Here is a 16,902-nt window from a genome sequence, read left to right as displayed (position 1 = left end):
CTTTTTGCGTGGTCAAAAGGCTCCCTACATTATGAGAGCCAGTAAACAGAAGGGCCTTATCCCGTCTTCTGGTGTTTGTCAATTATTTCCTCGAAGGAGTCAGCAATATACATTAAGTTTTCCCTTCCCACTTGGAAGGTACTGAGCTTGAAATACTTAGTAAGTCCCGATTTAATACCGTGGATGTTCCTCTGTTTCAGCTCTCTGTACAGGAAATAGCGACCTTTCTTGGCAGTCTGTGAAATCTCATACAATACCGGGGCTTCAAAGAACATCAGGTCATGGTCGTGAGGCTTAGCTCCCATCTGCATGATCCCGAGGTCTTCAAGCCTTGAAGAGAACCAGCGGGCATCTGCAACTTCATCATACCACTTGTTCGTGCGTTGCACCACATGTGGAAAAGATGCTATCATAGTCATAAGGGGAGCTCCCCTGACAGTACAGCCCAGAAGCTCGATTTCCTTTTTCTTGTGGGTAGGAGATTTCTTGAATACGATGTCTGCATACTCTTCCTTAACACCAAGAACACCTATCGGACCGGAAGAAGCCATGGACTTGTGCCCGCTTCCTACAATAAAATCAGCTCCCATCTTTTTAGCATCAATGGGCATCCTTCCCACGGAATAAGCACCGTTAACCATCAGGGGTACATCATACCTGTGGCAAAGGTCGGATATCCTTTTTACATCTGCGAGGTTTCCATAGCTACCATCGGGATAGGTCACCTGTGCAAGTGCAGGTGCCTTACCGGTTTCCCGTATAATATCCTCAATCACAGTAGCATACCCCTCTTCATCCGTTTTATATTCCGGGCTGCCGCTGTGAGGGACGGTCCTTATGTTAAGCCCTGCACGCTGTGCGGCAACATATGAAGAATAGTGGGCAAGCTCATCAAGTACTACATAGTCACCTTCCTTTGCCATAGAATGCATCACAGCAAACTTAGACTCCCTGGCCCCGTGGGTGACTCTCACCTCATCCGTATTCAAAAACTCCGGCAGGGCATTATGCACAAATTCCTCAACCGGGGGCTTCTTGATAAGATCCAGCACCCCGCCACAGAAATCACAGACTGAATAGCCGTCTCCCCATTCAAGAAGAGTCTGACGTCCCTCTTCGGTAAGTTTGCCGCCTGTCTGTAAAGGATCGATGTTAATCGCATCCTTGGGCTCGCGTCTGATAAAACCAAATTTCTTAAGTGCTGCGTCATCAAGTACCATATCTTCACCGCTTAAATCTATAATAATCCATAAAACTGAACATAATACTAATTAAGAACATTCATTAAAAATTATCCATATATCTTTTTCATGAGCCATGCCATATTACTGCCAAGATTGCGCATGGTTTGTATCCCTTCTTCATCGCCTGCAACATCACCCTTGGCAAGACCTACACCAACATTCCAGTAGCTTGAACCCGGAACTATCATCTCGTTTATGCCAAAGAAATGATTCAGCGTATCGTATACATGAATAGAGCCCGCCCTGCGAACAGCCACAACAGCAGCCCCGGTCTTCCTGGCAAACATATCGTCGTTGGCCTTGGAAACAAAACCGGCCCTGTCCAGAAGTGCCTTCATCTCGGCTGTGACATCTGTGAAATAAGTAGGTGATGCCAGTATAATTCCATCCGCTTCTTCCATCTTAGCTATCCATTTGTTCACGGAATCATCATCGAATATGCATTTTTTGTCCTTTCGCTCAAAGCATTTCATGCAGGCCGTACAGCCCCGGAGTTTTTCACCCGTGATATTCACCAGTTCGGTCTCAATTCCTTCCTTTGCAAGCTCCTCGAATACATAATTCACAAGCATAGAAGTGTTACCGTCCTTCCTCGGACTCCCGTTAAAAGCAACCACTTTCATAGTAATCTCCCTTCCTGAATATAGTGCTAATCACATATTAGACCATACCCCAGCATAACAATAACACCTCAGAATACTGGAAAAATAGATTCCCTCCTGAAGAACAGGAAGGCACACATGTAGTGTCTATTTCAATTTATGCATTAACCGCACTGGTAAAAACCGAAATGAACTCATCACACTGGGAAACCAGGCTCTTCAGTGCGTCTTTTACAACCTCAATCGGGTCGGTACCATCTGTTTTAACAAAAAGTACCGGATCACTGATAGATACATGTTTCATATCATAGGTTGCTATCTGCACCCTCGTGTCATCAAGGAGAGCCGATTTGAGCATATTGAGAAGAGTATGTGTCTCACCTTTGATCTCAAGATGCATCTCATCATCGGTTTTGTCAATGATTTTTAATTCCATTTTTATCTCACCTGAAATTGATTATTAGTAGTATCAGAGTAGTACTAGACAATACCTGTCCCGTAGTCCGAGGAAATCTTCCTCTTCTCGGTGCGCCCGCATGCCGGACATTTTAACCTGTTCCCGTCCATCTCAAGGACAGTCCTGCATCTTGAACAGTATGCCTTCATCACACCAAGTGATTTTTCAGATGTGCTAAGACGCATATTCTGGGTGTTTATGACTTTTGCCTTGACAACATCGGACAGAGCAAACTCCTGTCCAAGATTCTTGACATAAGAATCCCTCACATTGGAAACATGGATCGCTGCAGGTCCGTTCATCTGGAACTCACGTTCCCCTTTACCCTTAATGCCACCGATATCCACCAGAACAACAGAATCACGTAAATTGGTAATGCCACCAATGACGATATCACCCTCGCACAACTCAGGAGGAGTGCTCGTTTTAGGCACTACGGATATAACCCTTGATTTTCTGTCAATTTGCACATAGCCGGTGCCAATTGAGAATATGTCGCTTACGTCCACATACGTTCCGTTTCCTGCCTTAAACTCCTCAGTAGTACCTACAAAGTCACCGGGCATGACAAATTGTTTTTCTTCTTCGCTCATCATATCTTCTTCCGCGGATACATCCTCTGGTTGCTGTTCTGCCGTAGCACATTCTTCTGTATTCTCCTCAGAGTCTTCAACAATGACCTCTTCTTTCTTCACAGACTCATCCGGAGACAGAGAAGTTTCAGCAGATTTGTCAACTTCACCGATCTCTTCATCACCGGAACCGGAAGACTTGATCTTTCTGCGTGAAGTTTTTCTTCTGTTTCTTATCCTAATTAGAATCCCTCTCATAACACTGAAATTCGTATAATTTTGTATGGCATTGAAATCAAATTCAAAATTTGGAAATATAATTCTTTCAAATAAGACTGCATTATGCCTTAAGGAGTTATCGCATAATACGGTATACTTCTACATTAATTGTCTCTACTTCCTTTTTGTGGAATTTGAATGCTCTTTTCAGTGGAAAAACCGTTGTATACCAGTCGCTTATCCTGGCATCTCCTATGAACTTACTTATAAAATCATGGCTCCCACAATTGTGTATCGAGTACACCACATCACTGGTTTTCAATGCACTTAAAAGGAACGGTCGATCATTACCCTTGGCCTGGGCACCGAACGGAGGATTCATCACAACAGTATGCGCATGCCCCTCAACTTCCGAAATATCGCAATGCAAAAACTCAACATCCACATCCATTTTTTCCGCATTCTTCCTGGCAATCTGCAGGGCTTTATTGTCCAGATCAAAACCGGTGACCTTTTCAGCCCCAAGCAGTTTTGCCCCGATTGCAAGTATACCGGTCCCGCACCCGAGGTCAAAGACCGTATCCTCCAGATCACCCTGCATATAGGCAAAATGCAAAAGCTCAGCAGCCAGTACCGCAGGAGTAGCATACTGTTCAAGGACAGCGCTCGGGGAGTCGAAACCCTCCACCTGTTCAAGCAACATCTCAAGCTTGCGTTGTTTCACTTACTCACCCGTTATTTCATCGAAGACAAGGTTCTCCCATTCCTTCTCTCCCAAAACAATCTCGAACTCCTGGGGAGTGAGCATGGGAGCATTAAACCTGCCCACTTCGTCCACAGCAAGTCTCGGGCAGGCAGTATTCACAAAAGCATCTACCTTGAACTGCAATAGCTGGTCAGGGGTCACCAGGTCCATAGAAAGTATATGGGCCTGTTTCTCATGCTTTTGTGCCAGACTTTTAAGTTTCTCTGCCAGTTCTATCCTCTCCTGTCCCGGCTTTGAAGATATTACTATCCCGAAAACACTGGCATCAAGCGATTTTGCAATGACGGCACTTCTTTGCCGAAGTATTCTTGAAGGATCGACCTCACGAACTCCATTAACAAAAGGATCTGCCACAAGCACCCTCTTTCCCGTTGAAAGAGACACACCCAGAGGATGGAATTCTCCGCTGCCAATATAGAGATATTCGTCACATTCCTCGCTACGCGCCGCAGAGAAGTTACATCCCAGCACCTGTCCAGGATACGCTATCTTGCTGTCACCGATTCCGATCACACATTCCTTCCCCCCGGAATCCAGAATACTGCAGGCATCTTCCAGTTTGTGTACGTGCTGGACTGTAGTTATAAGACCTATCTTATGCCCCTTAAGTTCAGGTAGCGCCTTTTTGACAACCTCGGCTATATCGGCATTGGACCGGGTCTCAATGAAATACACTTTACTTTCAAGTGAACTGTCATCAAGCTGAGCATGCCCGAAATGGAAAAGAAGATCAACCTTATCCAGCAGGGCAACATCAAGATCGCATGCACCAAAACACGGATTTCCCGAAATAATGACCCTGACATCTGTTTCCTCTTCGATGCGTTCAGCGATTCCGGGAGACCTGCGTTTAAAGCCTTCCGGGAACTGCAGTCCGACAATTCTTGCATCACTGTCCCTTACAACAGACACGATACGCTCGATCTGGAAATCAAAACTCTCTTTTTCCATGTCAGTCCTCGATTGAAACCCCATTATTATCAACACTTATACGAACCAGGGTTTTGATATCAAAACCCATTTCCCGCATTTCAGAAGCACCTTCGCCTCTCTCAATTACGACAACCGTATCGCATACCTCAGCGCCAATATCCTCAAGGGCACCGATCAATGGCACAAGGGTGCCTCCTGTACTGATAACATCGTCGACTATCAGCACACGATCTCCTTTTTTGACAGCGTTTATGTAAAGTTCACCCTTCGAGTAACCGGTTTTCTGGGACAGGGATACCTCTCCATCAAGCTCATACTGGCGTTTGCGTATGATGGTTAAAGGAATACCTGTTTTCACAGACAGGACTGTCGCGACCGGGATACCCATGGCTTCTATGGAGATGATCCTGTCAACATTCAGATCAGCTATTTCCATGATATGTTCCGCGATCTCCTCCAGCAGTTCCGGCTCAAGGGAAGGGACACCATCGGATACAGGATGAATGAAATAGTAGTATTCGCCCCTGCGGACAATAGGAGCATTCAATAATGATTCATGAAGTTTCTCAAGCATAGTTATGGCTTACAGCCTGCCAATATATAAAACCAAGCTGTAAACTCCTGTATAGTATAATCTCATAGAGGCGGAATCAAACCGCTACAAAAGATGTCTTTGAGTTCCTCTCATCACATATGGCGGAATAGATATCTTCTTTGCTAAGAGATCTTGGATGATAGTAACTACCGTTACTCTGCATAGCAACATCCCTGGAAAGCTTTGAACCATTCTCACTGATATCGATTACCAGGACATTAATATGGTGCAGGGAAAGTTGCCTGCAGACCTGCATGATCTCCCTTCTGATATTACCACCCAGGTTAAGCGAACAGTTAGCTGTCCCGTCTGTAACAAGAACCATAATAGGAACCGCAGATGGCTCTTTTTTTAATTCTCTCAGCAATGTATCCAGTCCGGTGAGCATACCTGAAGCCATGGGTGTAGTACCTCCGAAGGGTACTTTCTCAAGGTATCGTTTGGCAGCCTCTACAGATGAGGTGAAAGGAAGCGCAATCTCTGCAGACCTTCCACAATAGGTTACAAGGGATACCCTGTCACGCTTCTGGTAGGCATCCTTCAGCAGGGCTATAACTACATCGGTTGTAATCCGTATTTTCTTATGGTCATCCATGGAGCCGGAAGTATCAAAAACAATATTTATCAGGCTGGAGATACGTCTTCTGCGCACTTTTTCCCTTATATCGCTCTTTTTTATCTCGATCTTCCCGTCCTTTGCATGGAAAGCCGCTGCACGTACAGTCGGAGCAATAGCAATATCCGTTATCTTCTCTCCGGGCATCCTGTACCTGACATAACGGCCGCGTTTACCCTTGGTCAATACCTCTGCACGCCTGCCGGATTTGAGCCTTCCGGAAGCAAGCCTTTTCTTCTGGGAATTCCTGGCAAAATCGTTGAGTATCTTTCCTACTACCCGGTCGTCCTGCTTATCTTTGAGTAACTTTCCAGACATGTCGTCAGGGAAATTTTCTTCCTGATCAAAGAAATTGTCATCGAGTTCATACTCCCTGGGAATAAGCTCAACAACAGCCCCGGTATTACTGCCTGGAGCAGTCTGGGAAAATACATCAGATGAATCCGGTTCCTCCACAGATAATATTAATTTCTCATCGGAAAGACTGGTTTCATCTATCTGGGACGCAGGTTTTTCCTCGATCCTCATCATGTCACTATCGCTAACTGCAAGTGTCACTGAGCTGGAATCTACCGTGGGAGAATTGCTCTCAGCAACTGAAGCAAATTCATTTTCAATTGCTGCTTCAGGAACAGCATCAATCGGGAGTAGCTCATTCCGGGATAAATCATATGCAGGAGTTATTTCGGGATCTTCAGACAAAGGAGCTTTTATCCCGAATGTAGCCGGATCATAGGCATCGGTCCCTTCCAGGAATGGCTTAAAGAAACGGGAGGGCTCTACTTTCAGATGGTCAGAGTCGGCTATAAAATAGACAGTCCCGATTTCACCGGGCCTTAGCTGATCGATATTGGAGTCCAGAAGATCGTAAAGTTTATCAGTATCTCCTTTGGAGATATCCGATACTGAGGTTCTGGGGACGCGCAGGCCAAGCACTGGTTCGCCTATGTACATCACCCTGATGTCATAGTTTCTTGAAAGATTCCTGCGCAGACGCAGGATAGTTTCTTCGCTGCTCATTCCCCACCCGATTTTAGACATTGCCCTCTACTACGGCACGTAACTGGTCTGCGCTGAACTCTTCTTCCTCGAAAGGCTTTTTGCGCATCCTGTGCGGCAGAACCATCTCCGCAGCTTCGATGATATCATCATTTGTGATACGTTCCCTGCCCTCATAAGCAGCATTGGTACGGGCTGCACGCTCGATCATGATATCGGCGCGGTGGCCATCAACATTAAAAGCAATGCATATTTCGGCTATCGTGCGCAGGTTATCCCTGGTGGTCGCTACCCTTGGAAGCAGTTGAATAGCCTTGAGTATCTTTGAGCGCAGTTTATCCTGCTCCGTCTCGAACTCACGTATGAAATGCTTGGGATCATCATTGAACTGATTCCTTCTCTCAACAATCTCGATACGCTGCTCTACATCGTAGATACCTGTAACTTCTACCTGCAGGGCAATCCTGTCAAGTAGCTGCGGCCTCAATTCACCCTCCTCAGGGTTCATGCTGCCTACGATGATAAAGTTTGCAGGATGGCTGACACTTACACCTTCACGCTCAACGGTATTAACACCCATCGCCGCGGCATCAAGCAACGCGTCCACTACAAAATCATCAAGCAGGTTGATCTCGTCAACATAGAGGATACCCCTGTTAGCCTGGGCAAGTATGCCCGGATCAAAAGCCTGGACTCCCTGACGGACCGCCTTCTCGATATCAAGACTGCCTACAACCCTGTCCTCTGTAGCACCTACCGGCAGGTCCACGACCTTCATCTGGCGCTTGTGAACCCGCAGGTTGCCATTCATTTTCTTTTCCAGACATTCCCAGCAGAATTTTTCAGGATCAGAAGGATCGCAGTTGAATCTGCACCCATCCACGACCTCTATTTCAGGAAGCACTTCTGCAAGTCCTCTTATAGCCGTTGATTTAGCGGTTCCTTTCTGACCTCGTATAAGTACCCCGCCGATTGATGAATTAATAGTATTCAGTATTAAGGCCCGGAGCATTTTTTCCTGACCCACAATAGCAGATACCGGGTAGAGTACCCTTTCCGTTTTCGTAGCTGCCCTTACAATCTCCTCCGGTGAAACGGCAGGAGTTTCTATTTCCTTTGGGACCTCTTTTATCGTCCCGCTGATATTCAAGCTCATATTATCTCCCTCTTGAGCAAAGAATCCTTTTTCCAGATCGTTATTATAGATACCTTAGTATTATTGCTGATATCAGTGCCATAAAAAGCAACACAAGCCCTACGGCAAATAGTCCGAAAAGAATTTTCCTGTGTACCTTTTTTTCCTCGTTTTGCGAAAGCCCGTTAAGTTCGTACAATGCATACATCATTGATATCAGGAAGGTCATTGACGACAACAGCAAGAGCGAACCTGCAACGACAATGTATTCAGCCGTCCATGTCAGGGTCTCTGCAGTCAGAAGATCAATAAAGAAGTTCTTACCATTCCTTTCGTATGCAGACGTGATCCACATCATTGTATATGCTATCTCGGCAGCGCTAAGAATAACGGAGCATATAGCAGTTGCCAGAAGCGTGACCATTGTCCCTATGTCAGGGATCTTCAGATCAATTTTCCATTCATCACCCACAGTTTCACCTTGGAGTTTTTATAAAATTATTTTCCAGCTAGTTTCAGCTACGGTTAGAACTATTTAGTGGTTAAAATAATAAAAATGTATTTATTAAAGAAAATACCAGAGTAGATGAAATAATATCAAAAACAGGAGCATTAACCATTTTTACGAAAGACAGATCTGATTGAATTCACGAAGAATCAGCTTCGATAAATCCACGCTGATATCCACCGATTTCATCATAGTATCCGCACTTACTACTTTACAGGCCATGTTCTCAAAAACAGCAGCATCTGCGGTATCCTGTTCGTCTATAATGAAAGTGTCCAGAAATTCCCCATAGTAAGAAGCAACACCAGCAGAGGATACATCAATTCCCCTGGCGTGCATTAGTTTCCCGGCGGGTCCGCTTACAGGTTCCTTTCCTATAATGGGACTTACGGCAATCACTTTTTTCTTCCGAAGGATATCCACCATTCCCGGAAGCCCTGCTATAGGACCGATGCTTGTTATTGGGTTGCTTGGTCCGATAAGCACCTTGTCATCATTCTCCAGCGCGCGCAGCACTGCAGGTGATATGGAAGCCCTGTTAATGCCTTCCTGGAACACGTCAAGCACCTCGGGTTCCCCGCGCTTGCCAATCCAGAAATCCTGGAAATGCCTTTTTCCGGAAGGAGTCACTATTGTTGTCGAAACCGGATCATCCGACATGGGCAGGATCTTTGCCTTTATGCCCATAGATTCTGACAGCATCATGATAGCTTCTGACAGTGTATGACCATCCCGTAAATAGTCCGAGCGCATTATATGGGTCGCACGGTCAAGATCTCCCAGCATCATCCTTTCCCTGTGCCCCAAAGATTTCATAGTCTCATGGGTTCGGAAGGTATCACCTTCGATACCCCACCATTTTTTGAGATCTATCCTGTCCGAGAAGAGGTAAAGGACAGTATCAATGTCAGGTGTTACAAGGTTCCCGGACACCCACAGGTCCTCTGCGGTATTCACCACGACTGTGATGTCCTGTTCAGGAATCACTTTACGAAGACCGTTCAATAATTTTGGTGTGCCTGTTCCGCCTGAGAAGATGATCATTTACTTTCACCTGTGCCTTATCGGAATAATAGTACGGGAAATTGGACTCAAACAATAAAAAGAATACTCTATGCACGAAATACTCGATTAAACGATAATGACAATCAGAAGAGTTTAAAATTTAAGAGCGGTTACTTTAGCTGTGTCCATTGGCCGTATTAAACGTTATTTGATTCCACTCTTGTTAAAACATTTAATGTCACTGCATTCTCCTCTGCAATTGCACCTTCGATACGGTTAACAAGGAGACGGAATGCACTTTCCCTATCAAGTTCCGAATAATCGCCAATTCCATGAATAAATAATTGTTTCTGCGTTTCGAGGTATTGCTCTGTTGAGCGGTAGTTTTTCCATTGTTCCCGATAGTGGAAAACACCTTCAAATGCAATTGCAAGTGCTACTAAAATTCCAATTACAGTTACAGAAAACTTCGCAATGTCTACACTCCAGTTTTCAATTGGTACTATTATGGAAATATTGTTGATAACCGGAACCAGAACGGCTCCAACAGCTGCCATGACCTGAGTTTGCTGATATTTCTTCTTCATTTTCACAGCTTTACTGTCATACCAGGACCTATATTGTTCAAGTCTGTTCTCAAGATAGTGTTCGGTAGTGTCCCGGGCATCAGCTACATGATTAACCATCGATAAAAAGTATAATTGAAAGTATTTAAAGGAATACGTTTCATTAACCTGTTATTTATTTCATTTACCAATTTGAAAATGGCTTTTAATTTTGAGCCAACTCTGACCACTTCCTATATATTGTCCAATGCAAACACAAAAATACTAACACCCAGATAATTTGGGAAAAACTATTCTATCGATTACTATGAAACAGATTACCCCTGCCATGCAGCAGTATTATGCTGCCAAGGAAGAGCATAAGGATGCCCTCATATTCTTCAGGATGGGGGATTTTTACGAATCCTTCGGAGAGGATGCAAAGACCATTGCCAGAGAGCTTGAAATAACCCTTACCACCCGCGGAAAAGGCAAAGAAGGAGAAAAGATGCCGCTGGCTGGAATTCCATACCATGCTATTGACAATTACCTGCCCCGGCTCATAAAAAAGGGATATAAAGTAGCCATATGCGAGCAACTTGAGGACCCAAAACAAGCCAAAGGAGTCGTGAAACGCGGTGTTGTGAGGGTTGTGACCCCAGGCACTGCAATGGATTCTTCCATGTTCCCGGATTCATCCAATAACTACCTCATGGCTCTTCACGGAGAGGAAAAGGACTTTGGAATTGCTTTTCTGGATATCTCCACAGGAGAATTCCTGACAACACAACTGACAGACAGCGCACCCTATGACAGGATAGCCAGCGAGGCTGCACGCATGGGTCCTTCTGAATGTATCATACCCCCTTCCCTGCACGCAGATGAGAAGCTGGCAGAACGTTTGAAGGGACTGAAGCTAATTATCCATGAGTACGACGAGTATGCCTTTGAAGAGAAAACTGCAAACAAACTGCTGACCGAGCATTTTAATGTGTCCACACTGGAAGGCATGGGTTGCAGCGAGTTACCCTTTGCGATATCATCTGCAGGAGCTGCACTCAGGTATGCAGTTGATACACAGATGCGGGAGCTTTCTCATGTACAGCACCTCAAGACCTATTTTGATTCCGAGTTCATGGTGCTAGATGCCATTACCCTGCGGAATCTCGAGATCGTAAAGAACGTCAGAGGAGAGGGAAACGATTCGACACTCCTGAATGTGCTGGATGAGACAAGGACACCCATGGGTAGCAGGCTACTACAGAGATGGCTGCTCAAACCCCTGGTATCTGTTGATGATATCAATGACAGGCTTGATGCAGTTGCAGAACTCGAGTCGAACACACTTGTACGCTTCGATATGAGATCACACCTTTCCCAGGTACGGGATATGGAAAGACTGGTAGGAAGGGTAATGTATGGCAATTCCAATGCAAGGGACCTGATATCGCTTAAAAGATCATTGGAAGCCGTTCCCCGGATTATCGGATCACTTCAGGAGTGCTCAGACTCAGCCCTGTTGAAGCACATAGGCTCTGAACTTTCTTCCTTCAGTGAACTTGAAGAACTGGCCGGGTTGATCGACAGAGCTATTGTTGAAGAGCCACCCGTGAGCGTCCGGGATGGCGGAATGATCAAATCCGGCTACAACGGGAAATTGGACGAACTTCTAAGTATGTCAAAGGATGGGAAACACTGGATTGCGCAGTTCCAGCAGAAAGAACGTGAAAGAACCGGAATAAAGTCACTGAAAGTCGGATACAACAAAGTATTCGGCTATTATCTTGAGGTCACCAAGGCCAATATTTCCCAGGTTCCGGACGACTACATCCGCAAGCAGACCATGACAAATGCTGAAAGGTTCTATACTCCCCAGCTCAAAGAGCGTGAGAGTGAGATACTCTCCGCAGACGACAAGGCAAAAGCTCTTGAGTATGAACTTCTCTGCGAGATAAACTCCAGGGTGGCATCGCATGCACAGGAACTGCAGAATACTGCATCAATGATAGGCATGATGGATGTCCTTGCCAACCTTGCAGAAGTAGCTGCAAATAACAATTACGTACGTCCGGCCATAACCAATGACTGCAGACTGCTCATCAGAGACGGAAGACATCCGGTTGTGGAGAACTCCACTCCCGGTGGGTTCGTTCCCAACGATACTGAAATGGACTGCCAGACTAATCAGTTCATGCTTATCACCGGGCCGAATATGGCAGGAAAGTCTACGTACATGCGTCAGATAGCTATGATAGTCATAATGGCACAGGCAGGCTCTTTCGTTCCCGCATCCCATGCATCTATCGGCATCGTAGACCGTGTGTTTACAAGGGTCGGGGCTTTTGATGATCTTGCAAGCGGGCAGAGTACCTTCATGGTGGAGATGGTCGAGCTTGCCAACATTCTGAATAATGCAACACCTAAAAGCCTGGTGTTGCTGGACGAAGTTGGTAGAGGTACCAGCACTTATGATGGTTATAGCATCGCAAAAGCGGTTGTTGAGTATATCCATAGCAAGGGACGAGTAGGTGTAAGATCTCTCTTTGCCACACACTATCACCAGTTAACAGATCTTGCAGGCACATTGAAGAGAGTGAAAAACTTCCACATTGCAGTAAAGGAAGATGGTGACGAACTGGTGTTCCTGAGGAAGATAGTGCCCGGTGCAACTGACAAGAGCTATGGTATCCATGTGGCAAGAATCGCTGGCGTTCCTCATAATGTTACCAGCAGGGCAAGGGAGATACTGGAAGACATAGAGAATGAATGTGCCATAGATATGAGTGATACAAAGGCAGGCAAAAAACACCGCAGCAATGCCAAGTATACGCAGGTAATCCTTTTTGACCAGAATGCTTCCGAAGAGGTGCAGGGAACTCACCCTGTTGTCGAAGAGCTCAAGGCAATGGATATTAACTCACTAACTCCACTGGAAGCACTTAATAAACTGAACGAGATAAAAACCAGATTATCTAAAGAACCGGGGAGCTAATCGAAAATGACAGAAGAATCGTGTGATATTTCAGGTTCCAGGATTAAATTGCTGGATGAATCTACTATTAATAAAATTGCAGCAGGGGAAGTTGTAGAAAGACCTGCTTCCGTTGTCAAGGAGCTTCTTGACAATTCAATTGACGCGCATGCCACTGATGTTCGAGTGGAAACAAGGGGGTCCGGCACGAAAAATATTACTGTTGTGGACAATGGTGTCGGAATGAGTCATAACGATGCCTCCTTAGCTTTCCAGAAGCATGCCACCAGCAAGATAAACACTATCGAGGACCTCAACAGAGTCCTGACCCTGGGATTCAGGGGAGAAGCTCTTGCATCTATCTCCTCGGTTGCGAAGGTGGAAATGATCACCCGACAGGAGAAGGATATATCGGGAACCAAAGTAGTCGTGGATAGCAGCGGCCTAAAGAGCATTTCATCAGCAGGATCACCGGTGGGAACTTCAATATTAGTAGAAGACCTTTTCTATACCACACCTGCACGCAGGAAGTATCTGAAAAGCATGAGGACCGAGCTTGCCCATATAACTGATGTTGTGACGAGGCATGCCATTTCTTACCCGGACATATCTTTTACATTAATTAATGACGGAAAAGTAATCCTTAAGTCACCGAGCTCACGTGATCTACTGGACAGTATTGTCCACCTGTATGGTGCGGATGTGGCTCGTTCGCTTGTTCCGCTGGAATTCAAATCCGATCTCATATCTATCTCAGGATATATCTCAAAACCGGAACTCACAAGAAGCGGGAATGACCTGCAGGCCTTTTTTATAAACAGCAGGAGCATCTCTTCAAAGTTGATCAGCAACGCAGTAAGGCTTGGTTACTACACCCTGCTTCCCAAAGGAAGGTACCCTGCAGCATTCCTGAAATTCACCATCAATCCGATTAACGTCGATGTCAATGTGCATCCCACTAAGAGAGAAGTTCGGTTGAGTCATGAAAAGGAAATAGAATCCGCCATAATTTCTGCAGTTGAGAAGGCACTGGCTTTAACGAATCTGGTTCCAGAGGCAAGGATAACAAAAAAGGAAAGTGGAATCCAATCCAGAATTTTCGAGGCTGGAAAAAGTGAATTCCCTGTGGAAGAAAACAAAGTTGGGACTCCAAAAGAAGCGTATTTTTCCCGTAGCAGGATTGATGAAAAAACTCCGGATATAGAAAAAGAAGAAGATACGGAAGTTGTACGGGAAACTAGGGAACCTTACCATTATCCGCGAAAAGATACCCAGAAGCGATTAAAGAAAAGTGAGAGACTTCAACTACAGCATGAGATACAGGATGATTCTCCTGCAAAGCACCCTTTCAATGCTGATGATATAAAGATATACGGCCAGTTTGCAGACCTTTATCTGATAATAGAAACCGAAGAAAAACTTGTAATGGTGGACCAGCATGCTGCACATGAACGAATCATGTACGAGCAGGTACTGAAAATGAAGGATCTGGGCTGGCAGGAACTAATAACTCCGGTTACCCTGGATTTGAGTACGAAGGAAAAGACGATCATAGAGGATTACATCCCCTCCCTGGAAAAGATGGGATTTGCAATATCCGAATTCGGGCCCAACAGTTATGTTGTTACAACTATTCCCAGCATTTTCGGAAAACTTGAGGATCCGTCTGTTATCCATGATATAATATCTGACCTGCTCTCACAGGGAAGGATTAAAGAAGATACTGAAGTCTACGATCGTCTCTGCAGCACAATGGCCTGCCGGGCGGCTATAAAAGCCGGAGCAGTGTGCACTCCGGAGCAGATGCGTGAACTTGTCAGGCAACTTATGTTGTGCGAAAATCCATACACCTGTCCACATGGCCGGCCTACCATGCTCTCATTCACAAAAGAAGAATTGGGCAGGATGTTCGGGAGAAGCAGCTGAGGTCGGTAAATTTTAAAAGTATGGAGGACAATTGACCTGAGATGATCGACCCGGTAAACAAATCCAAGATTCCCGATGAATGGCTTGAGCGCTCGAAATTTCCCCGCAAAGAACTGGAGGAAGGCATAAAGAGCGGGATGCTTGTTGTGCTGAGCGACGGCTCCGTACTGAAGAGGGGTTATACTACCGGGACAACAGCTGCTCTTGCTGCAAAGGCAGCGGTCATGTCACTGAAGGAAGACATAACTCATGTATCTGTCCCGACGCCTGTAGGACTGCGTGCCGAACTGGATGTTAAGGCAAGCAAAGGACATGCTGTTGCCGCTAAGATCAGTAATGATCATGAGTCGGATATCACAAGAGGACTTGAATTCGTAGCCGATGCAAAGGAAGCTGATGACATTTCAGTATATGCAGGCCAGGGAATAGGAATTGTGACCCGTAGTGGCCTCGAATCAAAAAAAGGACATCCTGCAATCAATCCACGTCCCATGGAGCAAATAAGAGCTTCAATTGCAGAGGCCGTGGAAGAACTTGGGCTCAAGGGTGCTGAAGTCACTATTTATCTCCCGGAAGGAAAGGAGATTGCAAAACAGACCCTAAACAGCCGTATAGGCGTCATTGACGGTATATCTATACTGGGTACTACTGGTTTCGTTGAGCCATGGAATGACCACCTTGGAGAAATGAAAGGAGACCTCATCAGGGACTCTGACAAGGTTGTGCTTACAACCGGCAGGATAGGAATACGCTATTCCACAATGCTCTTTCCTGACCATACAGTCGTACTTGCAGGCAGCCGTATAAGCGAGGCGCTTGAAGCTGCCAAAGGAGAAGTTGTAATTTGTGGTCTTCCCGGGCTTGTTCTTAAATGGGGTGACCCGGAAATGCTTAAAGACAGCGGATTTGCAACCGTTGTGGAAATGCTTGAACTTGATCCTGGAAATGAGCGTCTTAAAAGAGCCTTCGATATGGCTGTTGAGAAAGGAAAAGGAGCTCGTATCGTAGTTGTTGCCAGGGATGGAACGGTACTGATGGACAGTGGTGGGAAAGAATGATAATTGTAGGTGTGGGTGTTGGCCCCGGAATGCTGACCCAGGAAGCAATCGAGGCAATAAGCAGTGCGCCTGTGGTATATGGTTCCAAAAGGGCCATCGAACTCGCCCGAGATCACATCAAATGTGAAGCCCACCCTATCAAGAGTTTCAAAAACCTGCATCTTCTGCCTGCTGATGCAGTAATACTTTCTACAGGAGATCCAATGTTTTCCGGGCTCGGAAAGTTCGCAGGAGAAAATGACAGGGTTATTACCGGTGTTTCATCCATACAGGCTGCATGTGCACGTTTTCATGTAGAGATGTCAAATCTTGCCATGATAACAGCCCACGGCAGGGACCCTGCTCCGGCAAGGGAGGTTTTGGTTCGTGAACTGGGCCTTGGTAAAAATATCTTCATGCTCCCGGCTGACTCTTTTGGACCCGTGGAAGTAGCAGAAGTCCTAGAAGAAATGGATATTGATGCCAGGATATGTATTTATGAAGATATAGGCTATTCAGATGAGCGTGCTGTTTCCGGTACCGTGCAGGAACCACCGTTGAATGTATCTGACATGTACTGTTTACTGGTCGTCAGATAAAATCAATAAAAGTTTCTTATTTCTATTTTTCTAATTTAAGCGGTTTACCCTATGATGTTTTTTCTTAAATAGGCTAAGCATATTTCTCGTATATCTGTTTTTTGAAGCAGAAATGTTATCATAATTGATTTTTATATTAACCGAGAAGCTAACGCTAGTTAATGATAATGCGA

General features: G+C 45.5%; 16 protein-coding genes. 4 read left to right on the top strand and 12 right to left on the bottom strand.

Annotated elements, in window-relative coordinates; translation table 11 throughout:
- Window positions 1-56 precede the first annotated feature (56 nt).
- The 12 genes from pscS to V7O62_RS10900 all read right to left on the bottom strand — a co-directional run bounded on the left by pscS (window position 57) and on the right by V7O62_RS10900 (window position 10,337).
- Window positions 57-1,220, bottom strand: coding sequence for an O-phospho-L-seryl-tRNA:Cys-tRNA synthase (gene pscS, locus V7O62_RS10955; RefSeq protein ID WP_406656364.1), 1,164 nt, complete (start codon window positions 1,218-1,220; stop codon window positions 57-59).
- A 71-nt stretch (window positions 1,221-1,291) separates the two neighbouring features.
- A complete protein-coding gene (locus V7O62_RS10950) occupies window positions 1,292-1,867 on the bottom strand; it encodes a flavodoxin family protein (protein ID WP_406656363.1) in 576 nt (191 codons plus the stop codon).
- Between the two features lie 136 nt (window positions 1,868-2,003).
- Complete coding sequence (locus V7O62_RS10945; protein WP_406656362.1) at window positions 2,004-2,282, bottom strand: DNA-directed RNA polymerase subunit L; 279 nt, start codon at window positions 2,280-2,282, stop codon at window positions 2,004-2,006.
- Between the two features lie 44 nt (window positions 2,283-2,326).
- Entirely contained in the window at window positions 2,327-3,133 is an 807-nt protein-coding gene (locus V7O62_RS10940) for an exosome complex RNA-binding protein Csl4 (RefSeq protein WP_406656361.1), read from the bottom strand.
- Between the two features lie 97 nt (window positions 3,134-3,230).
- Complete coding sequence (locus V7O62_RS10935) at window positions 3,231-3,818, bottom strand: METTL5 family protein (RefSeq protein ID WP_406656360.1); 588 nt, start codon at window positions 3,816-3,818, stop codon at window positions 3,231-3,233.
- Window positions 3,819-4,811 carry a diphthamide biosynthesis enzyme Dph2 gene (gene dph2 / locus V7O62_RS10930; RefSeq protein WP_406656359.1) on the bottom strand — a complete coding sequence of 331 codons (993 nt, stop codon included), beginning with the start codon at window positions 4,809-4,811 and terminating at the stop codon, window positions 3,819-3,821.
- A 1-nt stretch (window position 4,812) separates the two neighbouring features.
- Window positions 4,813-5,367, bottom strand: coding sequence for a hypoxanthine/guanine phosphoribosyltransferase (gene hpt / locus V7O62_RS10925; protein ID WP_406656358.1), 555 nt, complete (start codon window positions 5,365-5,367; stop codon window positions 4,813-4,815).
- Window positions 5,368-5,443: 76 nt separating this feature from the next.
- On the bottom strand, window positions 5,444-7,024 hold the full coding sequence (locus V7O62_RS10920) for a VWA domain-containing protein (protein WP_406656357.1): 1,581 nt from the start codon (window positions 7,022-7,024) through the stop codon (window positions 5,444-5,446).
- A 13-nt stretch (window positions 7,025-7,037) separates the two neighbouring features.
- Window positions 7,038-8,159, bottom strand: coding sequence for an ATP-binding protein (locus V7O62_RS10915; protein ID WP_406656356.1), 1,122 nt, complete (start codon window positions 8,157-8,159; stop codon window positions 7,038-7,040).
- A 43-nt stretch (window positions 8,160-8,202) separates the two neighbouring features.
- Window positions 8,203-8,610, bottom strand: a complete 408-nt coding sequence (locus V7O62_RS10910) for a hypothetical protein (protein ID WP_406656355.1) — start codon at window positions 8,608-8,610, stop codon at window positions 8,203-8,205.
- 150 nt (window positions 8,611-8,760) lie between these two features.
- Complete coding sequence (gene cofD / locus V7O62_RS10905; RefSeq protein ID WP_406656354.1) at window positions 8,761-9,690, bottom strand: 2-phospho-L-lactate transferase; 930 nt, start codon at window positions 9,688-9,690, stop codon at window positions 8,761-8,763.
- A gap of 158 nt (window positions 9,691-9,848) precedes the next feature.
- Entirely contained in the window at window positions 9,849-10,337 is a 489-nt protein-coding gene (locus V7O62_RS10900; protein WP_406656353.1) for a DUF4231 domain-containing protein, read from the bottom strand.
- 187 nt (window positions 10,338-10,524) lie between these two features.
- On the opposite strand from V7O62_RS10900, the gene mutS reads away from it, so the two are divergent.
- Genes mutS through V7O62_RS10880 form a run of 4 tightly spaced genes read left to right on the top strand, consistent with a single transcriptional unit; the run spans window position 10,525 to window position 16,729 of the window.
- The gene (gene mutS, locus V7O62_RS10895; protein ID WP_406656352.1) at window positions 10,525-13,188 is read left to right on the top strand and encodes a DNA mismatch repair protein MutS; all 2,664 of its coding nucleotides are present in this window, start codon (window positions 10,525-10,527) and stop codon (window positions 13,186-13,188) included.
- Window positions 13,189-13,194: 6 nt separating this feature from the next.
- On the top strand, window positions 13,195-15,093 hold the full coding sequence (mutL, locus tag V7O62_RS10890) for a DNA mismatch repair endonuclease MutL (RefSeq protein WP_406656351.1): 1,899 nt from the start codon (window positions 13,195-13,197) through the stop codon (window positions 15,091-15,093).
- Between the two features lie 41 nt (window positions 15,094-15,134).
- Complete coding sequence (locus tag V7O62_RS10885) at window positions 15,135-16,151, top strand: cobalt-precorrin-5B (C(1))-methyltransferase (RefSeq protein ID WP_406656350.1); 1,017 nt, start codon at window positions 15,135-15,137, stop codon at window positions 16,149-16,151.
- Window positions 16,148-16,729, top strand: coding sequence for a cobalt-precorrin-7 (C(5))-methyltransferase (locus V7O62_RS10880; protein WP_406656349.1), 582 nt, complete (start codon window positions 16,148-16,150; stop codon window positions 16,727-16,729). The genes V7O62_RS10885 and V7O62_RS10880 overlap by 4 nt, the downstream gene beginning before the upstream one ends.
- Window positions 16,730-16,902 lie beyond the last annotated feature (173 nt).

It is taken from the genome of Methanolobus sp. ZRKC2, from assembly GCF_045291185.1.
Classification (GTDB): Archaea; Halobacteriota; Methanosarcinia; order Methanosarcinales; family Methanosarcinaceae; genus Methanolobus.
The sequence above is the reverse complement of the archived record's forward strand: the minus strand, read 5'-3'. Positions and strand labels throughout refer to the sequence as shown.